This window comes from Rothia nasimurium (assembly GCF_928391935.1).
Taxonomy (GTDB): Bacteria; Actinomycetota; Actinomycetes; order Actinomycetales; family Micrococcaceae; genus Rothia; species Rothia nasimurium_D.
The window spans coordinates 280,450-305,472 of the sequence record NZ_CAKMTD010000001.1; the positions used below are offsets into that span (position 1 = coordinate 280,450).

General features: G+C 60.2%; 22 protein-coding genes and 2 tRNA genes. 8 read left to right on the top strand and 16 right to left on the bottom strand.

From position 1 onward, the window contains the following. Positions 1-40 precede the first annotated feature (40 nt). On the bottom strand, positions 41-817 hold the full coding sequence (locus tag L7A15_RS01345) for a fumarylacetoacetate hydrolase family protein (protein WP_237207927.1): 777 nt from the start codon (positions 815-817) through the stop codon (positions 41-43). 270 nt (positions 818-1,087) lie between these two features. On the opposite strand from L7A15_RS01345, the gene L7A15_RS01350 reads away from it, so the two are divergent. Beyond that, the gene (locus L7A15_RS01350; RefSeq protein ID WP_237201194.1) at positions 1,088-2,770 is read left to right on the top strand and encodes an ABC-F family ATP-binding cassette domain-containing protein; all 1,683 of its coding nucleotides are present in this window, start codon (positions 1,088-1,090) and stop codon (positions 2,768-2,770) included. Positions 2,771-2,855: 85 nt separating this feature from the next. Here L7A15_RS01350 and L7A15_RS01355 read toward each other — a convergent pair whose 3' ends face one another. The 6 genes from L7A15_RS01355 to thrC form a co-directional block, all read right to left on the bottom strand. Further along, entirely contained in the window at positions 2,856-3,953 is a 1,098-nt protein-coding gene (locus L7A15_RS01355) for a branched-chain amino acid aminotransferase (RefSeq protein ID WP_237201193.1), read from the bottom strand. Positions 3,954-4,071: 118 nt separating this feature from the next. Continuing rightward, positions 4,072-5,130 carry a 3-isopropylmalate dehydrogenase gene (locus L7A15_RS01360; RefSeq protein WP_237189412.1) on the bottom strand — a complete coding sequence of 353 codons (1,059 nt, stop codon included), beginning with the start codon at positions 5,128-5,130 and terminating at the stop codon, positions 4,072-4,074. A gap of 65 nt (positions 5,131-5,195) precedes the next feature. Continuing rightward, positions 5,196-5,546 (bottom strand): hypothetical protein, encoded by a 351-nt coding sequence (locus L7A15_RS01365; protein ID WP_237189411.1) that lies wholly within the window; start codon positions 5,544-5,546, stop codon positions 5,196-5,198. Between the two features lie 22 nt (positions 5,547-5,568). Further along, complete coding sequence (locus tag L7A15_RS10735) at positions 5,569-5,850, bottom strand: type II toxin-antitoxin system YafQ family toxin (RefSeq protein WP_237218422.1); 282 nt, start codon at positions 5,848-5,850, stop codon at positions 5,569-5,571. Continuing rightward, on the bottom strand, positions 5,840-6,100 hold the full coding sequence (locus L7A15_RS01370) for a type II toxin-antitoxin system RelB/DinJ family antitoxin (protein WP_237207929.1): 261 nt from the start codon (positions 6,098-6,100) through the stop codon (positions 5,840-5,842). Before L7A15_RS01370 ends, L7A15_RS10735 begins: the two co-directional genes overlap by 11 nt. A 189-nt stretch (positions 6,101-6,289) precedes the next feature. Beyond that, positions 6,290-7,717 (bottom strand): threonine synthase, encoded by a 1,428-nt coding sequence (thrC, locus tag L7A15_RS01375; RefSeq protein ID WP_237207930.1) that lies wholly within the window; start codon positions 7,715-7,717, stop codon positions 6,290-6,292. A gap of 123 nt (positions 7,718-7,840) precedes the next feature. On the opposite strand from thrC, the gene L7A15_RS01380 reads away from it, so the two are divergent. The 4 genes from L7A15_RS01380 (at position 7,841) to L7A15_RS01395 (ending at position 13,334) form a co-directional block, all read left to right on the top strand. After that, a complete protein-coding gene (locus tag L7A15_RS01380; protein WP_237207931.1) occupies positions 7,841-9,145 on the top strand; it encodes a sensor histidine kinase in 1,305 nt (434 codons plus the stop codon). A 23-nt stretch (positions 9,146-9,168) separates the two neighbouring features. Further along, positions 9,169-9,864 carry a response regulator gene (locus tag L7A15_RS01385; RefSeq protein ID WP_237207932.1) on the top strand — a complete coding sequence of 232 codons (696 nt, stop codon included), beginning with the start codon at positions 9,169-9,171 and terminating at the stop codon, positions 9,862-9,864. 112 nt (positions 9,865-9,976) lie between these two features. Continuing rightward, complete coding sequence (locus L7A15_RS01390; RefSeq protein WP_237207933.1) at positions 9,977-10,729, top strand: ABC transporter ATP-binding protein; 753 nt, start codon at positions 9,977-9,979, stop codon at positions 10,727-10,729. Position 10,730: 1 nt separating this feature from the next. Then, positions 10,731-13,334, top strand: coding sequence for an ABC transporter permease (locus tag L7A15_RS01395; protein WP_237207934.1), 2,604 nt, complete (start codon positions 10,731-10,733; stop codon positions 13,332-13,334). A gap of 36 nt (positions 13,335-13,370) precedes the next feature. Here the strand turns inward: L7A15_RS01395 and L7A15_RS01400 are convergent, their stop codons facing one another. Further along, positions 13,371-14,291, bottom strand: a complete 921-nt coding sequence (locus L7A15_RS01400; RefSeq protein WP_237201185.1) for a hypothetical protein — start codon at positions 14,289-14,291, stop codon at positions 13,371-13,373. 115 nt (positions 14,292-14,406) lie between these two features. Between L7A15_RS01400 and L7A15_RS01405 the strand changes: the two genes are divergently transcribed. Continuing rightward, positions 14,407-15,474, top strand: a complete 1,068-nt coding sequence (locus L7A15_RS01405; protein ID WP_237207935.1) for a hypothetical protein — start codon at positions 14,407-14,409, stop codon at positions 15,472-15,474. A 146-nt stretch (positions 15,475-15,620) separates the two neighbouring features. Here the strand turns inward: L7A15_RS01405 and metG are convergent, their stop codons facing one another. Further along, a complete protein-coding gene (gene metG, locus L7A15_RS01410) occupies positions 15,621-17,162 on the bottom strand; it encodes a methionine--tRNA ligase (protein ID WP_237207936.1) in 1,542 nt (513 codons plus the stop codon). 174 nt (positions 17,163-17,336) lie between these two features. Next, positions 17,337-18,932 carry a phosphoglycerate dehydrogenase gene (gene serA / locus L7A15_RS01415; protein WP_237207937.1) on the bottom strand — a complete coding sequence of 532 codons (1,596 nt, stop codon included), beginning with the start codon at positions 18,930-18,932 and terminating at the stop codon, positions 17,337-17,339. A gap of 15 nt (positions 18,933-18,947) precedes the next feature. Here serA and L7A15_RS01420 point away from each other — a divergent pair, with 15 nt between their 5' ends. After that, positions 18,948-19,202, top strand: a complete 255-nt coding sequence (locus L7A15_RS01420) for a hypothetical protein (protein WP_237207938.1) — start codon at positions 18,948-18,950, stop codon at positions 19,200-19,202. Here L7A15_RS01420 and ilvC read toward each other — a convergent pair. The 3 genes from ilvC to L7A15_RS01435 form a co-directional block, all read right to left on the bottom strand. Then, entirely contained in the window at positions 19,199-20,227 is a 1,029-nt protein-coding gene (ilvC, locus tag L7A15_RS01425) for a ketol-acid reductoisomerase (RefSeq protein WP_185174491.1), read from the bottom strand. The two genes, L7A15_RS01420 and ilvC, sit on opposite strands and share 4 nt — an antisense overlap. A 137-nt stretch (positions 20,228-20,364) precedes the next feature. Further along, complete coding sequence (gene ilvN, locus L7A15_RS01430) at positions 20,365-20,874, bottom strand: acetolactate synthase small subunit (protein ID WP_237207939.1); 510 nt, start codon at positions 20,872-20,874, stop codon at positions 20,365-20,367. Then, the gene (locus L7A15_RS01435) at positions 20,874-22,712 is read right to left on the bottom strand and encodes an acetolactate synthase large subunit (protein ID WP_272878654.1); all 1,839 of its coding nucleotides are present in this window, start codon (positions 22,710-22,712) and stop codon (positions 20,874-20,876) included. Before L7A15_RS01435 ends, ilvN begins: the two co-directional genes overlap by 1 nt. A 427-nt stretch (positions 22,713-23,139) precedes the next feature. Between L7A15_RS01435 and L7A15_RS01440 the strand changes: the two genes are divergently transcribed. Continuing rightward, complete coding sequence (locus tag L7A15_RS01440; protein WP_237189779.1) at positions 23,140-23,592, top strand: hypothetical protein; 453 nt, start codon at positions 23,140-23,142, stop codon at positions 23,590-23,592. 87 nt (positions 23,593-23,679) lie between these two features. Here the strand turns inward: L7A15_RS01440 and L7A15_RS01445 are convergent. The 3 genes from L7A15_RS01445 to L7A15_RS01455 all read right to left on the bottom strand — a co-directional run bounded on the left by L7A15_RS01445 (position 23,680) and on the right by L7A15_RS01455 (position 24,802). Next, positions 23,680-23,752, bottom strand: a tRNA-Lys gene (locus L7A15_RS01445). 224 nt (positions 23,753-23,976) lie between these two features. Then, positions 23,977-24,049: transfer RNA gene (locus L7A15_RS01450), tRNA-Lys, on the bottom strand. Between the two features lie 132 nt (positions 24,050-24,181). Further along, the gene (locus L7A15_RS01455) at positions 24,182-24,802 is read right to left on the bottom strand and encodes a MarR family winged helix-turn-helix transcriptional regulator (RefSeq protein WP_237189780.1); all 621 of its coding nucleotides are present in this window, start codon (positions 24,800-24,802) and stop codon (positions 24,182-24,184) included. Between the last annotated feature and the right edge of the window lie 221 nt (positions 24,803-25,023).

Consider the following 25,023-nt stretch of genomic DNA (forward strand, 5'->3'; position numbering starts at 1 on the left):
CACATCCCTTTCTAGTTAAAAGCTGTTCGTAGGTTCTAGTTTACTCGGCGCGGACGGTGTTGATCAGGGAGCCGATGCCCTCTACCTCAATCTCAACCTCGTTACCTGCGCTCAGGCGTCCTACCCCGGCGGGGGTACCGGTGAGGATCACGTCACCGGGCAGCAGGGTGAAGTATTCACTGGCGGCGGCGACGAGTTCGGCCACGGAGAAGACCATGTCGGCGGTGGTGCCGTCCTGCTTGAGGTCGCCATCCACCCAGGTTTGGATACTCAGGTCGTCGGTATCGAGTTCGGTTTCGATCCAGGGCCCAAGGGGGCAGGCACCGTCGAAGCCCTTGGCGCGGGCCCACTGGATGTCAGTTTTTTGGGCGTCACGGGCGGTCAGGTCGTTGGCGACGGTGAAGCCGTAGATAACTTCGGGCACGCGGTCCAGGGGCACGGACTTGGCGATACGGCCGATGACGACGGCGAGCTCACCTTCGAAGGAGACGTTGTCTGACCATTCGGGCAGGGCGATGGGGTCGCCGGGGCCGATGACGGACGTGTTGGGCTTGAAGAAGAACTGGGGGGTGGTGGGGGTTTCGTTGCCCAGCTCGGAGGCGTGGTCGCGCCAGTTGCGGGCCACGCCAATGACCTTGGAGCGGGGGATGATGGGGGCCAGCAGGCGGACGTCGTTGATGGGGTACCGCTTGTCGGTGGGGTTGATGCCGGTGTAGAAGGGGTCGCCGGAGAGAACGGTGATGGTCTCTTCGCCGGGCTCACCTTCAACCAGGCCAAAGTGCAGGGTATCGTCTACGGTAAATCGGGCAATGCGCATGGTTACTAGCCTACCGGACTCCCCGCCCCCGCCCCAGAATGGACCATTTAAATCGGAAAAACCCACCTGGCTGGTGGTCTTTTCTGACTCAGATGGTACCTACCGTAGTGGTTGACAGCCTCCACCCCGCTCCCCTACAATAATCACCAGTTCTTGTTCCCTACGGAAGGCATTCCAGTGGATTTTTCAGCGGCTCTCTAGACCACGCTGAAACCCCTCACCGCGGTTTTCAGCACCTCACCTCTTTGACGCTGAATGGATCGCACCCTCATGCCTATTTCCGTATCTGAACCCCACCTTTCTTTTAACAGCCTCAGCCTGATTTGGCCCGACGGCACCCCTTGTTTTGAAAACCTCACCGGCGCTGTCAGTGCCCCGGTCACAGCCCTTATTGGCGATAACGGCTCCGGCAAATCAACCCTGCTCAAGCTCCTGGCAGGCACCCTAGAACCAACGAGTGGCAGTATCGCCCGGCCCGGTACCGTCGCCTATCTGCCCCAGGATTTAGGGCTCACCCCGCAGACCACCATCGCCGACCTCTTCGCTATCACCGACGTCCTCGACGCCCTCACCGCGCTAGAAGCCGGCGACTACTCCGAAGATCTCTACGACCGGATCGGTGATAACTGGGATGCCGCCGAGCAAGCCCAGGCTGCCCTGGCCGCGTCCGGCTTCTCCCCCGCCCTAGCCGCTACCGACGCCCGCGCCCTCATGCGGCGCACCGTCGGCACGCTCTCGGGTGGCGAGGCCGTCACCGCAGCCCTCACGGCGCTGGTTGCCTCACGCCCCGGCGTCCTGCTGCTCGATGAACCCACCAACAACCTCGACGCTGACGCCCGCGCCACCCTCTACCGGCTCCTAGACAGTCTGCCTTGCCCCGTGCTCGTGGTCAGCCACGACCGCGACCTGCTAGAGCGGGTCGATGAAGTGCTGGAACTCAGGCAGGGAGCCCTGCGCTCTTTCACCGGCAACTACAGCGCCTACCGGCAGGCTATCGACAGCGAGCAGGACGCCGCCGCCCGCCACCTGCGCGAAGCCAAGCAGGTTGAGCGGCAGGAAAAGCGGGAGCGCATCGAGGCAGAAACCAAGCTGGCCCGCGCGGCCCGGGCTGGGGCGACCGCCCAGGCTAACCGGCGGGGCTCACGGATGTCGATGGGGCTGGCCGCCTCCTCAGCCCAGCGGTCGGCCGCTAAGGTTCGGCAGACCCACCAGGGTAGGTTAGATGCCGCTACTGCCACCCGCCAGGCCCGGGAGCGGGATATCCGCGAGGACCAGCCCATTTACCTTGACCTGCCCGGCACCCGTGTACCAGCAAGTAAGCGGGTCTTGGAACTCACCCTGCGGCAGGCTGATAGGCAGGACGCCGGCACCCAGCCCGGTGCCCAGGAGCAGGCGGGCGACGGGGCGGCTGCTATTACTCCTCTGCCTGAGCGGCTGATTGTCCAGGGCCCAGAGCGCCTACAGCTAGCCGGGTCTAACGGGTCGGGTAAGAGCACCCTGCTGAGGGCCATCATGGGTGATTCTCAGGCTGCTGAAACCGCCCGCTACGCCTGCGACTACCGGGTAGCGAACACCGGCTACCTGCCCCAGCGACTGACACTCCCCCAGGACCAGAGCATGCTGCAGCTGGTCATGGCAGCCAACCCGACGCTGACCGAACAGCAGGTCCGCGATGATCTGGCCCGGCTGCTCTTCCGCCGGGAACGGGTGCACCTGCCCGTGGGGGTTCTCTCCGGTGGCGAACGCTTCCGGGTGGCCCTGGCAACCGTCCTTTTGGCCAGTCCGGCACCCCAGCTGCTAATTCTGGACGAGCCCACCAACAACCTCGATATGGCCTCGGTGGACTGGCTGGTGCAGGCGTTAGCCTCCTACGAGGGTGCGCTCCTGGTCGTCAGCCACGACGAAGCCTTCTGCGCGCAACTGGGCCTGACGGGCGTCCTGACCTTGCCCTAGCCCAACTAGAAAAGACCAGAAAATCGGAAAAACCCACCTGGCTGGTGGGTTTTTCCGATTTAGGTGGTACCTACTCAATAAGGGGCTAGACCAGCTTGACGTTCCAGCCCAGGCGGTCCTCGACCTTACCGGTCTGAATGCCTACCAGCTCCTCGCGCAGGGCCATGGTGACCTCGCCGCCGTCCGCGCCAGAAGCCGAAGGAATCTCAAAATCAGCGGCCTTGAGCTTACCCACGGGGGTAATGACGGCAGCGGTACCGCAGGCAAAAATCTCGGTGATCTCGCCTGAAGCTACGCCCTCGCGCCACTCGCTCAGGGTAATCTTGCGTTCCTCAACAGTGTGGCCACGGTCCTGGGCCAGCTTAATAATGGACTTACGGGTCACACCACGCAAGATCGTGCCGGTCAGTTCGGGGGTGACAATGCGGCCGTCCTTGAAAACGAAGAAGACGTTCATGCCGCCCAGCTCTTCAATGGCGTCATCGCGGTTGGGGTCCTTGAAGATGACCTGCTTGCAGCCCTGGGCCTCACCCTCCAACTGGGCAGCCAGAGAAGCCGCGTAGTTGCCGCCGCACTTAGCTTCGCCAGTGCCGCCGACGCCAGCGCGGGCGTAGGTGGTCGACAGCCAGATATCGACGGGCTTGGGGGTGCCGAAGTAGTTACCGGCGGGGGACGCAATGATGAAGAAGGAGACCTCGTGCGCCGGGCGAATACCCAAGAAAGCCTCGGTGGCAATCATGAAGGGTCGCAGGTAGAGGGATTCACCCTCACCGGAGGGAACCCAGTCAGCGTCAATAGTCACCAGCTGGCGGATCGCCTCAACGAAGAGCTCTTCGGGCAGGTTAGGCAGCACCAGGCGGTCAGCTGACTTGTTCAGTCGAGAAGCGTTTTCTTCGGGACGGAAGGTGGTGATGGACCCGTCCGCCTGACGGTAGGCCTTGATGCCCTCGAAGATTTCCTGGCCGTAGTGGAAGACGGACGCCGCGGGGTCCAGGCTCAGGGGGCCGTAGGGCAGAACCTGGGCGTTGGTCCATTCGCCGCCGTCGGTGTGGGTGCCGCGCCAGTCGATGCGCACCATGTGGTCGGTGAAGTAGTTGCCGAAGCCGGGGTTGGCCAGGATTTCGGCGCGGCGCTCGGCGCTGGCGGGGTTGGGGTTGCGGTTGATGGTGAATTCGAGTGACATGGGTGTCCTTCGCTTCTGTGAATCTTGGGGTCGTCTTCTAGAGTACCCCAGCCTGATGTTTTATGTTATCTAGCTAACTTAAGAACCCCAACGGGAGGGCCGGTGGGGTTCTTGGGTTTTAGCCGAGCTGGGCTAGGATTGCGTCGCCGATTTCGTCGGTGGCGCGGGTTGCCCCGGGGTTGGCTGCGAGGTCGGCTTCGACGGCCTGCTCAATGCGGGCGGCGGTTGCTTCATGGCCCAGGTGGCGCAGGAGCATGGCAGCGGCCAGGACGGTGGCGGTCGGGTTGGCCTTATTCTGCCCGGCGATGTCGGGGGCTGAGCCGTGGACGGGTTCGAACATTGAGGGGTAGGTGCCGTCGGCGTTGATGTTGCCGCAGGCGGCGTAGCCGATTCCGCCGGTGATGGCGCCTGCCTGGTCGGTGAGGATGTCGCCGAAGAGGTTATCGGTGACGATTACATCGAAGCGGGCGGGGTCGGTGGTGAAGAAGATGGTGGCTGCGTCGATGTGCAGGTAGTCGGTGGTGACCTGGGGGTATTCTTCGGCGACCTTGTTGAAGATACGGGTGTAGAGGGCACCGGCGTTGACGAGCACGTTGGTCTTGTGGATCAGGGTCAGCTTTTTCTTCTCGCGGCTGGCTGCCAGGTTGAAGGCGTAGCGGATGAGGCGCTCAATGCCGTAGGCGGTGTTGACGGAGACTTCGGTGGCGATTTCGGCGTCGGTTCCGGCGCGGAGCACGCCGCCGTTACCGGCGTAGGGGCCTTCGGTGCCTTCGCGGACGACGACGAAGTCGATGTCCCCAGGGTTGGTCAGGGGTGAGACAGCGCCGGGGAAGAGGCGGGAGGGGCGCAGGTTGATGTAGTGGTCGAAGGAGAAACGGAGGTTGAGCAGGATTTCTCGTTCGATGAGGCCGCTGGGGACGGCGGTGGAGCGGGGGTCTGCTCCGACGGCGCCGAAGAGGATGGCGTCGTGCTGGGCCAGGGCGGTTTTTGTCTCTTCGGTGAGGGTCTGACCGGTTGCGAGCCAGTGTTCGGCGCCGAGGGGGTATTCGGTGGAGGTGACGGTAATCTGGTCAAGTTCGGCGGCGCGGGTGAGGACGCGGTGGGCTTGGGCTACTACTTCGGGGCCGATGCCGTCGCCGGGGATGACGGCCAGGTTGATGGAGCTGTTTTCAGTCATAGTTTAAGGCTAGTCCTGCGAGCACAGCTTTGCCCATATTTTGACTGGTGGTTTCATATATTGATCTAGGGTGTGAGGTGGTCGGCAGCTGGCAGGGCCGCTACCGGCTTATTGCCTGTGGGAGCTACTTCTAGAGTGGTGAGCCTGCCACCAGCCAGATGGGCGAGGACGAGCGCCTCCCCGCCCTGGGTACTTGCGGCTAGGTAGGTGCGGGGTAGGTCCTGGTCGATGGGATCGCCCGGGTAAAGCAGGTTGTAGGTGAGGCAGGTGCCGCAGTCGCAGGTCTGCTCTATCTGAGCTTCTTCAAGGGCAGCAATCGCAGTCTCACGTTCTACTCTACTGAGCTCACGGTCACTTGGAGTGTGGGGTTTGGCCAGGCGTAACGCTGCCGCAAAGAACTCTTTTTCTTGTTTCATAGCCACACCATAAAACAAATCGTTAGAAGAGCGTGTCATGACTCCCTGTGCGGGTGAGAACAAGAAGAAGCTCGTCTCGTTCCACCTTATAGATCAGTAGCCAGTCCCCTTCGATTTGGAGTTCCCGGTAGCCTTTCCAGTTCCCTTTCAAGGCATGATCCTTGTATTTGGTAGAGAGCAGGTCGCGGTCTTCGGCAAGTAGAGCTTCGACTGCCTGGGCTAGTTTTTCAGGCTTATAGTGTTTTCGAAAGAGAGCTTTGGCGTCTCTTTTGAACTGGCTGGTTCGGTGGATTCTAGTCAGCATCGGTTAGGTCAGCCATGAGAGCTGCTACAGAGTTGAATGTTTTCCCCTGTCTTTCTTCAGCTTCTTTCCGGGCTTGCACGCTGGCAGGGTTCTCGCGGTGGGGAGTGAAGGGCAGGCCATTATCAACCAGCGACTGTTTTAGAAACATATTCAGTGCAGTGCTGAGGTCGAGGCCGAGGTCGCTGTAGAGTTTTCGCACCTCTTCTTTAGTGGCGCTATCGGTGCGGAAGGAGATGGTTGCGTCAGCCATAAGTGCTCCTGTTATTACAGTGTCATTACATTTGCACCATACTCGCATGAATCTATCTTTTCAAGACTTTTACCGAGAAACCCAGTATTCGTGAATCCCGGCAATAAGAAACCACATGCCTTGTCACCAGCCCCAGAATTTAATCGGGGTGCAACAAGGCATGTGGTTCTGTAAAAGATAAGCGAACGGTTAGACGTTCTTCTCGATCAGCGCCTTGACCGCATCGACGTCGTTGGGCAGGTCGATGACGTGGCGGTCGGCGTCCATGATGCCGGCGAAGCGCTCGGGGATAGCGGGCTCGGCGCCGGTAGCTTCACGGATGGTTTCAGCAAACTTGACCGGCAGGGCGGTTTCCAGGCAGATGATGGGGGTATCAACCTTCTCTGCCCAGTCGCGGGCGACCTTGACGCCGTCGGCGGTGTGGGGGTCAAGCAGCACGCCCAGGCGCTCGTTGGCGTCGCGGATGGTGGCGATGCGGTCGGCGTGGGTTGAGCGGCCCGAGGCAAAACCGTAGCGCCCAGCAGCCTCAGCGAACACCGGGTCCTCGGCCAGGGAGAAGCCGCCCTGGCGCACCTTGTTGCCGAAGAGGTCGGCGGTACGCTCGGCGTCGCGGCCCAGCAGGTCGTAGATGAAGCGCTCAAAATTAGAAGCGCGGGAGATATCCATGGAGGGGCTGGAAGTCTCGTAGGTATCAGCCGAAGAACGCACCCGGTAGTCACCGGTGCGGAAGAATTCGTCGAGTACGTCGTTCTCGTTGGTGGCGACGATCAGGCGGTCGATGGGCAGGCCCATCTGGCGGGCGATATGGCCGGCGCAGATATCACCGAAGTTACCGGTGGGCACGCAGAAGGACACCTGCTGGTCGTTGCTTTCGGTAGCGCGAATCCAGGAGGAAACATAGTAGACAATCTGGGCCATCAGGCGGGCCCAGTTAATGGAGTTCACCGCACCAATGCGCTTGTCAGCTTTGAAGGCAGCGTCAGCAGAAATAGCCTTGACGACGTCCTGGCAGTCGTCGAAGACGCCGTCGAGGGCAACGTTGAAGATGTTGTCGTCGTCCAGGCCGAACATCTGGGCCTGCTGGAAGGGGGTCATGCGTCCGGCGGGGGTGAGCATGAAGACCTTGATGCCGGGGCGTCCGCGCATGGCGTATTCGGCAGATGAACCGGTGTCGCCCGAGGTGGCGCCCACAATGTTGAGGGTCTGGCCGCGGCGGCCCAGCTCGTATTCGAAGAGCTCGCCCAGTAGCTGCATGGCCATGTCCTTGAAGGCGGCGGTGGGGCCTTCAGACAGGTGGCCGATCAGGATGCCGGGTTCCAGTTCGGTCACCGGAACGATCTCTTCTGAAGCGAACTTGGGGTAGGAGTAGGCGCGGGCAGTCATCGCCTTGATGTCTTCGGCCGGGATGTCGTCGACGAAGAGGCTCAGGACTTCAGCTGCGAGCGCTGCGTAGCCCTCATCGGTGAGGACGGTGCGCCAGCGGGTGAGGGTGGCGTCGTCGAGGGTGGGGTAGGTTTCAGGCAGGTAGAGGCCGCCATCGGGTGCTAGGCCACCGAGCAGGATGTCGGTGAAGCGGGCGGGGGTCTTGGAGGCGTCGCGGGTGGAGATGTACTGCATGGGTACAAGATTACCGGTTTTGGTGCTGTGTCGCCGGGTTCGGCTCATACTACGGTATGAACTCTGGGGTCTGGACGGTTTCGAGGCGGTTGGTCTGTGGTGGGCTGGTTTTAGACTGGGTGTGTGGATGAAATTCAGGTTGAGCTTGACACTGTTCAGCGGCGGAAGAGGCTGGTGAACGGTTTATCGGTTGTTCTGGCCCAGTTTGCTTCCCTCCTGTTGGCTGGGGTGGCGCTGTCCCAGACCACTTACTGGTGGGTTCCCTTGCTGGTGTGGGTGGTGACGACGTCTAGTTTGTACTGGCGGTATAGCCGGCCTAAGACCATGACGGCGGTTGTGGTGCTGGGGGTTTTTATCTCGGCTTTTGAGCCTTTCCCGGCGCTTCATCTGTGGTGGGTTGTGCCTGTGGTGGTTTACCACTGGGCCCGGTATGGTAGCCGGAGGACCCGGATTGCTATGGTGGTCTGTTCTCTGGTCGCTTCGGTAGCTGGTGGGGTTGTTTTCGCCCACGATATGAGCGTCTACCTGTGGAGCACCCCGGAGCTTTTGGTGGGCTTTGGTCTTGCAACCTTTGTCTGTTCTGCCTTGACCATGATGGCCTGGTTTTTAGGTGATACCCGGCGGCTTCGCGAGAACCGCCACCGGGCTTTGATTGAGCGGAACCGCCAGTTGGAGCATGAGCGGGAGCAGGAGCGGCAACTTGCTGCCCTGGATGAGCGGGCCCGTATTGCCCGGGAAATGCACGATATTGTGGCTCATTCTCTGTCGGTGATTATTACGCAGGCGGACGGGGCTCGTTATGCTGGTTTGGCCCGGATTCAGCAGGAGCAGACTTCGTGTCCGTCCAGGCTGGGGAGCACGGCCCAAGAGGGGCCTGCAGGTTCTCAGGTGCGGGCCTCCTTACCGTCGGATGATGGAGAACCGCTGGAGTTTAAGGCCCTGGGCACTATCTCTTCAACGGCCCGGGAATCCTTGCAGCAGATGAGGTCCCTGCTCGGGGTCTTGCGGACGGATGAGGGGCAGGTGTTTGAGCCACTTCCAGCCCTGCATAATATTCCCCAGCTGATTGAGCAGATGCAGAAACTGGGGTACGCGGTGGACTATACCCAGGTTGAGGGTGTGGAGGAGAAACTTCCCCAGGGCGCTGAACTGACCATATACCGTATCGTTCAAGAGGCCCTGACGAATGTTCGTAGGCACAGTCCGACCACGTCCCTGGTGACCGTCGCCCTCACCGCTGGCAAGCAGAGTTTAGATATTTCGGTAACCAACCGGCCTGAGGCGTCGGCGTCCGCCCCCATACCCGGTGCCCGCAGGGGCCTGCTGGGTATGCGGGAGAGGGTGGATATGTACGGTGGTACCCTTCAGTATGGCCGCCTGGCGGATGGTTCGTTCCGGGTTCTGGCCCAGATACCGTTTGCCCCCTAAGTTTCGTGTGAGAAGGTAAAACTATGCAAGATAAGATAAGGGTTCTGCTGGTGGACGATCAGCAGCTGGTTCGATCTGGGTTGGCGATGCTGGTGGGGTCCCAGCTGGATATGACGGTGGCTGGTGAGGCGAGTGACGGGGTTGAGGCTGTGGACGTCGCCGCCCAGCTGGCAGCGGCGGGGCAGGGCCCGCAGGTGGTGCTGATGGACGTCCGTATGCCACGTATGGACGGGATTGAGGCTACCTCTTCCCTGTTGGCTGCCCACCCGGATACCCGGGTCATTATGCTGACCACCTTTGATATTGACGACTATGTGTACGCTGCTATCCAGAATGGGGCCAGTGGTTTTCTCCTGAAGGACGCCCAGCCGGAGCAGCTCCTTGACGCAATTAGGACGGTCCACCGGGGGGATGCTGTCATTGCCCCGTCCGCGACCCGGCGGCTTCTGGAACAGATGATTCCCCATCTGCCCGGCGGTGACCTGGCCCAGCCGGGGCCGAGGCAGCACGCTGAGAAGATTGCCAGCCTGACCCAGCGTGAGCATGAGCTCTTACTGCTGATCGCCCAGGGTATGTCCAACGGTGAATTAGCCCAGCACCTCTTTGTTGCAGAGGCAACTATTAAGACCCATGTTTCCCATATTTTGGCAAAATTAGGGGCTCGTGACCGGGTACAGGCTGTCATTATTGCCTACGAGGCTGGCCTGATGAGCACTTAGCACCCTAGCTGATGTGCCTCATACCCAGGTATGAGGGCATGGACTAGAGAAGAAACACCTTTTCACACCGGGGAGTGATGCTTGCCCACCTTCTCTTTGGGAAGCTTGATGTATGAATATTCCACACACCACACCTATTGCTGTTTCAGCCCGAAACCTCAGTAAAACGTACGGATCTGGCCCCAGCGCCGTGGCCGCCCTCAAAGACCTCAACATCGACTTTGAACGAGGCAAGTTCACCGCCATTATGGGCCCCTCAGGCTCGGGGAAGTCCACCCTCCTGCAAACCCTAGCTACCCTAGACACCCCAGACTCCAGCCCTGCCACCTCCCTGCAGGTGAAGGGGGTGGAGCTGACCGGCCTGAAAGACTCCCACCTCTCCGAGTTCAGAGCCCGTAATATCGGTTTCATCTTCCAGTCCTTCAATCTCATTCCCACCCTCACCGCCGCCCAGAATATTGAGCTCCCCCTGGGCCTAGCCAAGATGGCGGTTGATACCATCTGGCGCGATGAGCTGGTACGCACCCTGGGCCTTGCTGACCGCCTCAAGCACCTACCCTCCCAGCTCTCCGGTGGGCAGCAGCAGCGGGTGGCGATCGCCCGGGCCCTGTTGCCCCGCCCGGCCGTCATTTTTGCCGACGAACCCACCGGTGCCCTCGACTCCGCCTCCAGTACCGAGGTACTAGGACTCCTCCAGCAGGCCAGCCGGGAGCAGGGGCAGACCATCCTCATGGTCACCCACGACCCCCTCGCAGCCTCCTACGCCGACCGGGTCCTCCTCCTCAAGGACGGCCAACTAGCCGGTGGGCTCGAAGCTCCCACCCAGACCAGCGTCCTTTCAGCCCTGGCAAGGCTCGGTGATTAAGATGGCCACCACCCTTGGCACCGTTGCCTTTTCTAACCTGGGCAAGCACCGCCTGCGCTTTGCCCTCACCTCTATCGGCATCGCCATTTCCGCCTTCTTCCTCACCGCCGTCCTGCTCCTCAATTCCTCCATGGACGCCACCCTACGTGCCGGGTCTGAACCTGCCTACAGCAAGGCTGATTTCGTGGTGTCACCGGTAGGGGTCTTCAACAACGATTACTCCCTGGCCCAGTCCGTGCCCCTGGAGCTTGAAAAAACCCTCGAAGGAATCGAAGCGGTCAGCGGCCTCTGGGCCCAATTCACCGTTTACGCCCCCACCGTCATCAATAACGAGGCAGGACGCTCCACCCGGCACTACCTGGCCCGCGCCGACCTGCCCCCGTCCGCAGACCTCTTCCCCTTCGAGCTGGAGGAAGGTGCCTACCCCACCGATTCCAGCCAGGTCCTGGTTCCTAGCCCCCTGGCCACCGAATACGGCCTCACACCGGGCAGCACCATCGATCTCACCGACTTCAAACAAATCAGGGACGACAACCTCTACCAGATCGACACCCAGCCTCTCCGTTCCTACACCGTCAGCGGAATCTATAAAGTCTCCCCCTTCACCGCAGAGACCGCCTCCCCCATCTTCACCCTCGCCAGCCCTCTTGACGGGGACAGCGTCCGTAGTTACCAGAACAGTCTCATTGCCTACTTCGGCGGTAACGAAAAAAGCGAGGCCACCCAGATCCTCCTGACTGTCCAAGGGGACCCGGCCCAGGCCCAAGCCCAGCTTGAACAAGCCCTGGCCCCCTACCCCAGCGTCCTCCTGGCCACCCCCGACCAGCAGGTGCAGCAGGAGGTTGGTCACAGAATGGGCTCAGCCTCCAACCTGGTGGTTGCCCTCCTCACCTTCTGGCTCCTCGCCCTGGGCCTCTCCACCTTTATCATCGCCAACACCTTCAGGGTCCACGCTGCAGCTCGGACCCGGGAACTAGCCCTCCTGCGGGTCCTCGGCGCCAGCCAGGGCTCCCTGGTCAGAATGCTCCTGCTTGAAGCGGCCCTCCTCGGGGCCACAGCCTCCCTCATCGGCGTCGCGACCGCCTACCTGGTGGGCTACCTCTTCAGGCTCGCCCCCACCACTGACCTCATCATAGAACCGACCGCCTTCGCCGGACTCACGGCCATTGCAGTCTGCACCCTAACCACCCTGCTCGGAGCCCTCCTCCCGGCCTTACGCACCCGGTCGCTCTCCCCCGTCGCAGCCCTCAGCCCCCAGGGCCAAGGCCTTGAACCCAGCAGGTTGAGCCGTCTACCCCTCTACGCAGGTCTGGCCTTCCTACTCTCAGCCGGGCTGGCCCTACTCCTCGGCGGTGGCCACTACGTCAGCTACATCGTAGCTACCGTCCTCTTCTCCATCGGCCTCATCTGCCTCTTCCCCCTAGCCCCCTACCTGCTGGCCCAGGCCCTCACCCGCTGGGGTAGCCCCTATTCCTCCCTCCACCTGGCAGCCAGCAGTATCAGGCAGTCCCCCACCCAGGCAGCTACCGTCGGGCGAATCATCTTCACCTGCACAGCGATCCTCGCCGCCCTCTTGACCGGCACCAGCACCGTACAAGAGAGCGTGCTCACGGAGATGAAAAAATATCAGTCCTTTGGGGTGGACGCCCCCGTCCAGCTGCGTCAGCTCACGGAGGCAACCAGCCTGCAAGACCAGCTCCTGGCCCTCCCCCAGGTCAAGGCGGCAACTGTTACCTTCCCCCAGGCCACCGCCCCGGCCAGCATACCCGACATGCCAGATGTCACCCTCTACTCCGCCGATCTTGACCAGCTCGCCGGGGCCCTGCTGACTCCCCAGGAGCTGGGTGACCTCGACTCAGCCCTGGTCGTCAGTGAAGCTATAGCCACCAATAGCGGCTGGAAGGACGGGGACACCGTCACCGTAACAGGCAGCCAGGGGCACAAGGATCTCACAGTTAAAGTGCTTCCCTTTACCTACACCTGGGCCCTGATTCCCTACGCCGTTGGGCAAGATATCAGCGGAACCAGTTCAACAGCGCCCGGGGACAGTTCCGTAGAAGGCAGGATTATCCTCTCGACAGTTGACCAGACCAGCGACGAGCAGGAAGCAGCACTGCTCACCACCCTTGAGGACATCACGGGCACAGGAAGTAGCGGCTTCTCCGGCTTCTTAGCCCAAAAACAATCCCTTAAATCTGATATGACCGCGCTTCTGGCCGTGGTTCTGGGACTCCTGAGCCTAGCCCTGCTGATATCGCTGGTCGGTATCGCCAACACCCAGATTTTGAGTGCCTACCAGCGCCGCCGACCCTACGCCCTGCTCAGGGCAGCGGGTATGAGCACCCGGGCCCTCCGCAAGACCATCAGCCTAGAAACCACGCTGATAGCCAGCACTGCCGTGCTCCTGGGCCTGGCCGGGGGAATCTGCTCAGGGGTCCTGCTCATGCAGTCCTTTGAGGGGGTCAATCTGGTCTACGCCATCAACGGAATCGGCCTAGCCCTGGTCGCAGGTGGAGGCCTCTTCCTCTCCTGGTTCACCGCCTTCCTCCCGGCGGTGAGGGCCTCCCGCTACTCCCCTGTCAAGGCCCTGGCAGAAACCACCTAACCGGGAAGAGCAGGGCAGGACGGGGCCGCCCCGGCCCTACCCAGCAGTTGGGCTGGGGCTGGGGGTCGGCACCGTCACCGGGGAGGTGTCCTTCGGGTCGGTGGCGTCGGCGGCAACCCGCTCCAGGGAGGTCTCGTGAATAGTGGTCAGTTCCTCGGAGAACTGCTTTAGCCTCTTGTAGACCGACTCGTAGTAGCTGTTCTTGAGATCGGTCATAGCTGCATCAAAATTCAGGGTTTCCCGGCAGGAAATATCGGCAGCTAGCATGTCTTGAGCGGCTTTTTCCCCCAACAGGCTTGCCTCATATGAAGCCTGGTCTGTGGAGCTTACCTGGGCAAAGCCCCGGTCGTTCATGCAGCTAGCCCAGCTGTTCTGAAGGGTGGTGTAGTTTTCATCAGCAAAGAGGCTATCAGCAATGGCTTGCCCGAAAGATGGAGCAAGCAGGGCAGCCTTGATACCGGCCTCTACTGAACCATAGATGTATTCGTAGCTCTGGGCCATACAGCCTGCTGAATTCAAGGTGCCGGTGGAATACTCCATGAAGCTGACGCTGAAGGTTTCCCCACCGGTGCCCAGGTAGGCGTCCAGACCGGCCTGGTCAAAGCTAGCTACGGTTTCACTCTGGGTGGGCTGTAAGAGGTCATAGCCGTTCTCTTTGAGAGCTACTGTGCTTCGTCCCGTGAAAACAGCATCAGCCAGGCTGTCCTGGCTGACGGCTTCCGTGTAGGAACCTCCTGCAGCCTTCACGCACCTCTGGACGAAAGCCCGGCGGGCCTCTTCAGATTCAGCAGGCGGGTATATCCAGGTTTGGAGTTGGTCGATATGCTCGCTTTTTGCCTCAGCAGCTGTTAGTTCCTTGAAGTTTTCTGGCTCAGGGGTGCACCCCACCAGGCCGGTTCCGGCGAGACATGTCAGGGCTAGAATTGCCCGAATCCTTTTGTCCGTTACAAATAACACGGTGACCTTCCCTAGATAATCAGCCTCAATTCTAACTACTATGGATAGTCGAGTTATATCTTGCCCATGGCAATATGTGCGACGTCCTCGTCACAGAAAGCAGTTTCTTACTTTTATGGTCAATGATCAGCCCCAGCTGGGCCTTACCCCTAGCCGTCGATCGCTGATGCGTTTTGCGGCTCTCACTGGTGTGGCCGGTGTTGCCGTCAGCGCTGCCGGTTTAGTCCAGCCCCAGGCCCATGCTGCTGACGCTAAGGCAACGGTCTTTGGTGATACCTTCCCCTACCCGACAGTCAACGGCCCATCCCTGGCCCTGTGGGGCAGCTCGTCCATCGATGGAGCCTACGCTGACCAGGGGGTTCCTGCTGGCTATAATGCCACTGTTCAGGCCCGCCTCACTGAACTTCTGGGTGCCCCAGTGCTGGATTTTGGCCGGGGTGGGGATACCTCTTCAATCATTATTTCCCGTCGAGGCGTTCCTGATTTTCGGTACCGGATTCTCTTCCCCAACGACCGGATTCCTGCTGAGGGGTCGGTCCAGGTGGGGATCCCGTCAGACTCTAAGGTGGAGTGGGGGTCCTCTACCCTCCTCCCGGGTTATGTAGGTGCAGTACCTGGCATCCTGAGTGCAGGTGAGGTTGCGGGTACCTATGTCTTTACACGTGTGGTTCCTGGTGAAGAAATTTATGCCCCCCACGGGACTGGAGCGAACTGGCTTACCTCCTACCAGGAGATGATTAGCCGGTCGAGCTACCATCTGATTCAGGTTGGCCGTAATAACCTGGGTGAACCTGAAAAGATTCAAGCCCACACCCAGCTTGCCTTTGATCTAGCCCCGGAACGCACCATTGTCTTGGGTCATTTCCGGGCCCGGGGTGATGGCCGTGATTCGACCATGTCAAAGCAGGTGGAAGCCTACAACCAGTGGGGGGCCTCCACCTACGGCGCTAAGTTTATAAACCCGGAAACCTACCTGCGTGAGGTCACCCGGGAAGAGTGGCTGCGGTACGGGGCCCTGAACGGCTCGAATGTCTGGTCTTCTGATACTGATCAGAAAGCCTACGACGAAGGTAAAATCCCTCCATCCCTGTACGCCTCCGACGGCTTCCACCTCAACGGGTGGGGCTATATCGCCTTGTCACACATGATTGCTAGCAAGGTAAAGGAACTGGGCTGGTTTTAGCCTTCCCCGCTTTCTTGGGCTGAGAGGCCGGTGGCACCTAAGGTGCAACCGGCCTCTTTTTCGTGTTAAACACGTCAGGACGCCCCTGACCTTACCTGGCAGACCAGGTGGGTCAGGGGCGTCCTGTGGTGTGGCTGGTGCTCTTGTTAGGCTTCCTTGGGTTCCTCGTAGCGGGGGAAGATGGGGGCCGGGGCAGGTAGCTCAGTGCCGGGGGTTAGGGCCTGACCCAGGGCCGCAAAGACGCGGTTCTCGGGAGCAACCGCCAGCAGGTCGAGCATCTTGCCCATAGAGGTGGGCATAACCGGCTGGGTGAGGGTGGCGACGATACGCAGGACCTCTGCGGTCACGTAGAGTACAGTGTTCATGCGCTCCAGGTCGGTCTTGCGCAGCTTCCAGGGTTCCTGGGCGGTGAAGTAGCGGTTGGCCTCCCCCACCACCTGCCAGATGCGCTCCAGGGCCCGGTGGAAGGCCTGCTCGTCAAAGTCAGCGCGGACGGGCTCGTAGAGGGCGGCTGCCATCTCAAGCATGGCGGTATCCTCGGAGGTGAAGGCACCGTGGGCCGGGACCTTACCTTCGCAGTTCTTGGCGACCATAGAGAGGGACCGCTGGGCCAGGTTACCCAGGTCATTCGCCAGGTCTGAGTTGATACGGTTCTTGATGCCTTCGGCTGAGTAGGAGCCGTCCTGGCCGAAGGAGACATCGCGCAGCAGGAAGAAGCGCAGCTGGTCCAGGCCGAAGCTGGCGACCAGGTCGGCAGGGTCAACCACGTTACCGATGGACTTGCTCATCTTCTCGCCGTCAACCAGCAGGAAGCCGTGACCGAAGACCCGCTTGGGGATTTCAAGGCCGGCTGACCAGAGGAAGGCGGGCCAGTAGATGGCGTGGAAGCGGGTGATGTCCTTACCGATCATATGCACATCTGCAGGCCAGTACTTGGTGAAGAGTTCGCCCTCGGTATCGGGGTAGCCCAGGCCGGTGATGTAGTTGGTCAGGGCGTCCACCCAGACGTACATGACGTGCTTGTCGTTGCCGGGTACAGGTACGCCCCAGTCGAAGGTGGTGCGGGAGATGGAGAGGTCGGTCAGGCCGTTCTTGATGAAGGCAGCCAGCTCATTACGGCGGGATTCGGGGTAGACAAAGCCCTCGGTGGAGTAGAGTTCCAGCAGGCGGTCGCCGTACTTGGAGAGGCGGAAGAAGTAGGATTCCTCTTCGGTCCATTCGACCTCGGTGCCGGTTGAGATAGCGTAGCGGACGCCGTCGCGCACCTCGGTTTCGTCTTCGGTGTAGTAGGCCTCGTCGCGCACCGAGTACCAGCCGGCGTACTTATCGAGGTAGATATCGCCGTTCTCTTCCATCTTCTTCCAGATGGCCTGGGAGGCAGCGTAGTGGTCGGCATCGGTGGTGCGGATAAAGCGGTCATAGGAGATGCCGAGCATATCGTCCATCTCTCGAATTGCGGCAGAGTTGCGATCAGCAAGTTGGCGCGGAGTGAGACCTTCCTTCTCGGCCGTGGTCTGCATCTTCTGCCCGTGCTCATCGGTACCGGTCATAAACCGGACATCGAACCCGTCAAGACGTTTGAATCGAGCCATGACGTCGGTTGCAATGTGCTCATAAGCGTGCCCGATATGAGGCTTGCCGTTGGGATAAACAATCGCAGTGGTGATGTAGTACGGGGTAGAAGTCATAGCTACCACTTTACCCGTTTACAGCAACCACTGCGAACGCTATTTCACACAGGAAAAAAGGCGCGGGTGGGCTTTCCCGGAGCCGACTGGCTGGGGCTGGCATGAATTGGTCGAGCGCCCCAGCGCGAGACCAAGAAGGTTAGTCGGCAAGGGAAAGCCTACCCGCGACTTCGTTTAGTCAGCCAGATTAATAACCGCTGCGCGAGAGGCGTTGACGACGCGCTTGATGGATTCGAGTACCTCGGCTGAGAGGGCTGAGTCCAGGGCCAGGACGCAGAGGGCTTCGGCGTTCTTGTCGTTGCGGGAGACCTGCATACCGGCGATGTTGATGGAGGCGGTGCCCAGCAGGGTACCGATAGCAGCAATGACGCCGGGGCGGTCTACATACTCCAGAACCAGCATGTGGTCGGTGATGGGGATTTCGACGTCGAAGCCGTTGACGTTGGTCAGCTTCTCGATCAGCTTGGGGCCGGTGACGGTACCGGCTACGGAGACGACCTCCCCGTTAGCTAGAGCACCGGTGAGCACGGTTTCGTTGCGGAAGTAGTCGGTCTCAGTGGTGGTGACCAGCTCGACCTCGACGCCGCGCTGTTCGGCCAGGACGGGGGCGTTGACGTAAGACACCTTGTCTGAGACGACGTCGGTGAAGACGCCCTTGAGAGCTGAGAGTTTGAGGGAGGTGACGTCCTTGGTTGCGATCTCGCCGGCGATCTTGACTTCCACGCGGGTGAGGGCCTCGTCGCCGCCAATGGCGGTGAGGATGCGTCCTACCTTTTCGGCCAGGGGAACGCCGGGGCGGACGTCCTTGTCAATAGCGCCACCTGCAACGTTGACGGCATCGGGCACCAGGTCACCTTCAAGAGCCAGGCGAACCGACTTGGCTACTGAGATACCGGCCTTTTCCTGGGCCTCGAAGGTGGAAGCACCCAGGTGGGGGGTGGCAACGACGTTGGGCAGCTCAACAAAGGGCACGTTCTTGGCCGGTTCCTTGACGTAGACGTCAATGGCTGCACCGGCAATTTCACCGGCACGCAGGGCAGCATCCAGGTCGGCTTCGTCAATCAGGCCGCCGCGGGCTACGTTGACAACGTAGGCGGTCTTCTTCATCTTCTTGAAGCTCTCAGCATTGATCATGCCCAGGGTTTCGGGGGTACGGGGCATGTGGATGGTGATGAAGTCCGAGCGCTCTACCAGTTCATCGAGTTCAACCAGTTCTGCCCCCAGGGCTGCTGCGCGGGCTGCGGTAACGAAGGGGTCGTAGGCGATGATTTCGGTACCAAAGGCTTTGAGACGTTCGGCCACCAGCCCGCCGATACGGCCCAGGCCGATGATACCGATGGTCTTTTCAAAGAGTTCTACACCGGAGAAGGCAGAGCGCTTCCACTGGCCTTCTTTCATGGAGGCATCTGCTGCTGCGATATTACGGGCCAGCCCCAGGATGTGGCCGACTGTTAGTTCAGCTGCGGAAATGACGTTAGAGGTGGGGGCATTGACCACCATGACACCGGCCTTGGTGGCGGCCTTGATATCGACGTTGTCAAGGCCTACGCCAGCTCGGGCGATGACCTTGAGCTTCTTGGCGGCAGCGATAGCTTCGGCGTCCACCTGGGTGGCTGAGCGGACAAGAATGGCATCGACGTCGGCGATGGCGGGGATGAGTTCCTCGCGGTTGGCTCCGTCGCAGGAGCGGATTTCAAAGTCGGGGCCCAGGGCTTCAACGGTGGCAGGTGATAGTTCTTCAGCAAGCAGAACGATGGGTTTTACGGTCACAGGTAGGTTCCTTAGATGACGTGGGGTAACGGTTGGTGGGTGCTGGGCGCTTCGGACCCTAAAGGACGCTCCAGCAGGTGGGAGGTTCGGGTGCCCGGTGTCGGCGTGGGGTTGGCAGGTAGTTCACCGTACGGCTACCTGCTGGCCTGGGGACGGGCGGGGGTGGGGACGGCAGAAGCCGACTACCGTCGTTATGTGACGACGACGGTAGTCGGCTTTGTTCAGCTGTCCCGATTGTGGTTCATCGAGGGGGTAGGCAATCTGCCTTAGCGGGCAACGGAGCCGTCGACGTAGTCTGAGTCAACGGAGTTGTTCCATGCAAAGAGCTTGCGCAGTTCGCGGCCGGTTGCTTCGATGGGGTGGGCTTCGCCCTTGGCGCGCAGTTCCTTGAACTCGGGACCGCCGGCTGCCTGGTCTTCCATGAAGCGCTTGGCAAAGGTGCCGTCCTGGATGTCAGCCAGAACAGCCTTCATGTTCTCCTTGACCTCGGGGGTGATGACGCGGGGGCCGGAGACGTAGTCGCCGTATTCGGCGGTGTCTGAGATGGACCAGCGCTGCTTGGCGATGCCGCCTTCAATCATGAGGTCAACGATCAGCTTGAGTTCGTGCAGGACCTCGAAGTAGGCGATTTCGGGCTGGTAGCCAGCTTCGGTCAGGGTTTCGAAGCCGTACTGGATCAGCTGGGAAGCGCCACCACAGAGGACTGCCTGCTCACCGAAGAGGTCGGACTCGGCTTCTTCCTTGAAGGTGGTTTCGATGACGCCTGCGCGGGTTGCACCCATTGCCTTGGCGTAGGCCAGGGCCAGGTCAAGGGCCTTGCCGGAGGCGTCCTTTTCAACGGCGACCAGGGCGGGAACAGCGCGTCCTGCTTCGAATTCGCGGCGGACAGTGTGGCCGGGGCCCTTGGGGGCTACCATGGCGACGTCGACGCCCTCGGGGGCTTCGATGTAGCCGAAGACGATGTTGAAGCCGTGGGCGAAGAAGAGGGCGTCACCTTCGTTGAGGTTGGGGGCGATGTCGTTCTTGTAGACCTCTGCCTGGACCTGGTCGGGGGTGAGGATCATGATGACGTCGGCTTCTGCTGCGGCTTCGGCAACAGTGAGGACGCGCAGGCCTTCAGCTTCTGCCTTGGCGCGGGACTTGGATCCTTCTGCAAGGCCGACGCGGACGTCTACGCCTGAGTCACGCAGGTTGAGGGCGTGGGCGTGGCCCTGGGAGCCGTAACCGATGATGGCGACGGAGCGTTCTGCGATGTTAGCCAGGTCGGCGTCGTCGTTGTAGTAGATCTTTGCCATGATTGTGCGATCTCCTTAGATCGGGTGAGGGGCGTGGTGCCCGTCGGTTGTGAGTGGGTGAAACCCTTAGTTTCTACAGTAACCCCTGTTACTGGTTTTGAGACATAGGTTTCATATTTTGGAATGTTGTGGTGGTTTTAGACGCGCAGGGCTTTTTCGCTTATGGAGCGGGGGCCGCGGGACAGTCCAATGGTGCCTGCCCGCACGATTTCCCGGACCCCGAAGGGCTCAAGGACTTCGAGCAGGGCGTTGATTTTGTTGGCAGAACCGGTGGCCTCGATAATGACCGATTCGGTGGATACGTCCACAATTTTGGCGCGGAACAAATCAGCTGCTTGGGTTACCTGGATGCGGGTTGCAGCATCTGCCTTGACCTTAATCAAGATGTGGTCTCGCTGGGCCGACTGGTCGTCGGGCAGTTCAACAATTTTCAGGACGTGAATCAGCTTGTTGAGCTGTTTGGTGACCTGTTCTAGGAGCACCCCGTCCGCGTCCACAACGACCGTGATGCGGGAAATTCCGGGGACCTCGGTGGGGCCGACGGCCAGGGAGTCGATGTTGAACATGCGGCGGGCAAAGAGGCCGGAGACGCGGGCCAGGACGCCGGGCTTATCTTCTACCAGAACTGAGAGGGTATGGCGGCTCATTAGATTTCCTCTTCTTCGCCCCAGGAGGGTGAAATGTCTTTTGCAATCTGGATCTGGTCGTTGGAGACGCCTGCGGGCACCATGGGCCAGACGAGGGCGTCGGGGCTGACGTTGAAGTCCACGACGACGGGGCGGTCGTTGATTTCGAGGGCCTTGGCGATGGTGGCTTCGACGTCCTCATCTCGTTCACAGCGCAGGGCGGCGCATCCGTAGGCTTCGGCGAGTTTGACGAAGTCGGGGATGCGGGCGGTGCCCATGCCGGTGTTGAGGTGGGTGTTGGAGTAGCGGCCGTCGTAGAAGAGGTTTTGCCACTGGCGCACCATGCCCAGGGAGGAGTTGTTGATGACAGCTACCTTGATAGGAATGTTGTTCTGGACGCAGGTGGCTAGTTCCTGGTTGGTCATCTGGAAGCAGCCGTCGCCGTCAATGGCCCAGACGACAGAGTCGGGGAAGGCGACCTTGACGCCCATGGCGGCGGGGACGGAGAAGCCCATGGTGCCGAGGCCTGCTGAGTTGATGAAGTGGCGGGGGTTCTCGTTCTTGATGAACTGGGCTGCCCACATCTGGTGCTGGCCGACGCCGGTGACGTAGTAGGCGTCGGGGCCGCTCATTTCTGAGAGCTTCTGGATGACCAGCTGGGGGGAGCCGAGTCCGTCGGTGGTGGGGGTGTAGCCCAGCGGGTAGGTTTCCTTGAAACGGTTGACGAGGGCCCACCAGTCGGTGAGGTCGGGCAGGTTCTGGGCGAATTCGCCGGTGAGGATTTCGTTGAGGTCGGGCAGGACATAGCGCAAATCGCCGACGATAGGCACGTCTGCAATGCGGATCTTAGAAATTTCTGCCGGGTCGATGTCAACGTGGATGACCTTGGCGTGGGGGGCGAACTCTGAGACCACGCCGGTCACGCGGTCGTCAAAGCGGGTGCCCAGGGCGATGAGCAGGTCGGCCTTCTGCATAGCGGTGACAGCCGGTACGGTGCCGTGCATGCCGGGCATGCCCAGGTTCTGGGGGTCGGAGTCGGGGTAGGCCCCACGGGCGGTGAGGGTGGTGACGACGGGGGCGCCAATGGTTTTGGCGAGCTTCATCAGTTCCTCGGAGGCTTCGGCCCGGACGACGCCGCCGCCAACGTAGAGGACGGGGCGGCTTGATTCGGTGATGAGCTTGGCTGCTTCACGAATCTGCTTGGAGTGGCCTCGGGTGACGGGGTTGTAGCCGCGGGGGTCGGTGTTGGCGGGGGGCCAGGAGAAGTCCATCATGCCCTGCTGGGCGTCCTTGGTGATGTCTACCAGGACGGGGCCGGGGCGGCCGGTTGAGGCAATTTTGAAGGCGGTTGCCAGGCAGCGGGGAATTTCCTGGGCGTCGCGCACCATGAAGGAGTGCTTGGTGATAGGCATGGTCATGCCTACGATGTCGGCTTCTTGGAAGGCGTCGGTGCCGATGACCTTGGAGGATACCTGGCCGGTGATGCAGACAATCGGTACGGAGTCCATATTGGCGTCTGCAATGGCGGTGAGGAGGTTGGTTGCCCCGGGGCCGGAGGTAGCAATCGCAACACCGACCTTACCGCTGGCAATGGCGTAGCCTTCTGCGGCGTGGCCAGCACCCTGCTCGTGGCGGACGAGAATGTGATTGAGTTTCTCGGAGTCAAAGAGGGGGTCGTAGGTGGGAAGAATTGCGCCGCCCGGAAGGCCAAAGAGGTCAGTGACACCCAGTTCTTCGAGGGAGCGCACAATTGCCTGTGAACCTGTCATACGTTCTACAGGTGAGGGCTCCTGGGCGGCTGAACGAGTGCCCAGGTTCTTTGCTAGATCTGCCGGGTTGATTGAAGGTCCCGTCGTCATTGTTTTCCTCGTGGTGGTGTGAAAATGATCTTGTGTGGGTGAGCGATGGGTGCGCCCGTTAGGTAGGCTCGGCCGGGTTGCGGTTATTTACCTAGAAAAAAACCCTCCGCTGTACTTGAGCGAAGGGTGCGCACGCTTTGGACACAAGGCGTTCCTATGCTGCGCACTCGTTACCGAGTCGCACCACAAGACGAATCTGTGACTGCTGGCGTGATGTCATACCCACAATTCTCTTGTGTCCTTCCAGGGAGGTCAAACCAGTCTTAGAATGTGACACTTTTATGTCACAGTGTGGCTACCTACGGACTTCCCCCTAACCCGCTACCGGAGCTCCCACCCTGGGGATTCATGCTGTCATAAGGAGTCACATAGAACCTTCCCCGATTGATACCAGGACATTTAAACAGATAGAACATAGACTGATGGCATGACTTCACCCCAGCTCTCCAGCGCAGAAATAGCCCAGGCTTTGCACACCGTTTTTGATAGCCAGATCATTAACTACGGTGCCTATAACCTGGTTTTTGCGACGGGAACGTCGATGTACAGAAACCCTGACGTTGCTGCCCTCCAGGAGGACGACCAGCGTTATTTCCTTGTGGGCTACCGGGAAACCCCGCGCGAGGCCGTCGTCGCCCCCTTATCCCTTCCGTCGGTGCGCGGCACTGGCTCCCCGACGTCCGTGGATAACACTAACGCTGCGCGTACCTACGCGCTCTCAGATTTTTCTTTCGGGCTGGAGATGACCAATGGCACCTCCTTCTCCCTCACCTTTGAACCCCTCGTTACCGTTGAAACCGACCGGGGCGTTGGAGTTCTCGACCAGAGCCAGGATATTCCTGACTTCAAGAAGGTTATTATCGACGCCTGGGAGGTCTAGCCCCCTTATCCGGGAAACAGAGCCTGATGCCGTCAACTTGAGGTTAGCAAAAAGCCCGACCGGAAGACCGATCGGGCTTTTTCTCTGTGCGCCCCCTGGGACTCGAACCCAGAACCCATTGATTAAGAGTCAATTGCTCTGCCAATTGAGCTAGAGGCGCATATTCACTTGTCAGACCAGGTTTCCCTAGCAACGAATAAATACTATACGCCCATTTTTTGAAGCACGCAAGCCAAAACGGCCTTTTGTGACTAGACCCATAATTTCTAGCCTAACCCCCCAGGAATCGTCCTCCCATCCCTCCTGTGCACCCAGCAGATCCACCGCCACTGACTGACACACGAAAAAACCCGACCGGAAGACCGGTCGGGCTTTTCTCTTCTGTGCGCCCCCTGGGACTCGAACCCAGAACCCATTGATTAAGAGTCAATTGCTCTGCCAATTGAGCTAGAGGCGCATTTCTCACCACCAGGTTTCCCTGGCAACGAGTAATAACTCTACACACCCCACAAGTGGTTTGCAAGCCAAAATTCGGTTTTGTGACGACCTTCATAAAATTCCAGGTCGCCAACCGTCCTCGCCTGGACTTCTAGGACTTAGAGCTCCGATGCTCGGCAATCATTTCTGGGGTGATGACATCCATTACTGCCGTATTAATGCGCTCCCCCAGGGGTTCAGCAGCTGCAGCCTCAGACAGGTCGACAGGGGCCGGAGCCTCGGCCAGGGTGCTAGAAATAGCCCCAACTTCTGCACTGTGTTCGTCTGCCACTCCCTCAAGAACGGAGCTGCCACCGTGATTCTCTTCAAGGGATTCAATAATGCTGATCAGCATTTCGCGAAACTCAGGGTTAGAGAGTTCCCCGGCTGAGCCAAGCTTGCGGTCGATGCTTTCTGCCTCTGCAAGAACCCGTCGCCCCTCTTCAGTGATACCAAGCAGGTAGCTGCGACGGTCCACCGTATTGCGGGTACGGAAGACGTGGCCGTGAGCCTCCAGGCGGGCCAGGGTCTTACCCATGGTCTGGGCCTGAACACCCACTAGGGAGGCAACTTTAACCTGAGAAATCATACCTTCGCGTGCAATAACACCGAGGGCTGTCACACCTGCGTGGGTCAGCCCCAGCGACTTGAGCTGGTCATTCCAGCTGTATTCCAGCATGCGGGCTGCAGTTGAGAGCAGTCGATTAATCGACCAATTACGAATTTCTGGCATACCACCCATTATAAGCATGTTTATCACTTATCTGCCCAGAATTGACAGGACACCGCCCCACCACTAGGCGCTTCACACCTTTGACCAGACAGGTTCCCCGTCAAGGATTTACCAGGCAGGGCCTGCTTGTGCTTGATAAACTGGCCTCCTCACCCATCAGGAGCCTCCGCCCGTGCACACCCCGGACGGACGCGCCCGTCCAGCCCGATTTCCCCGAAAGG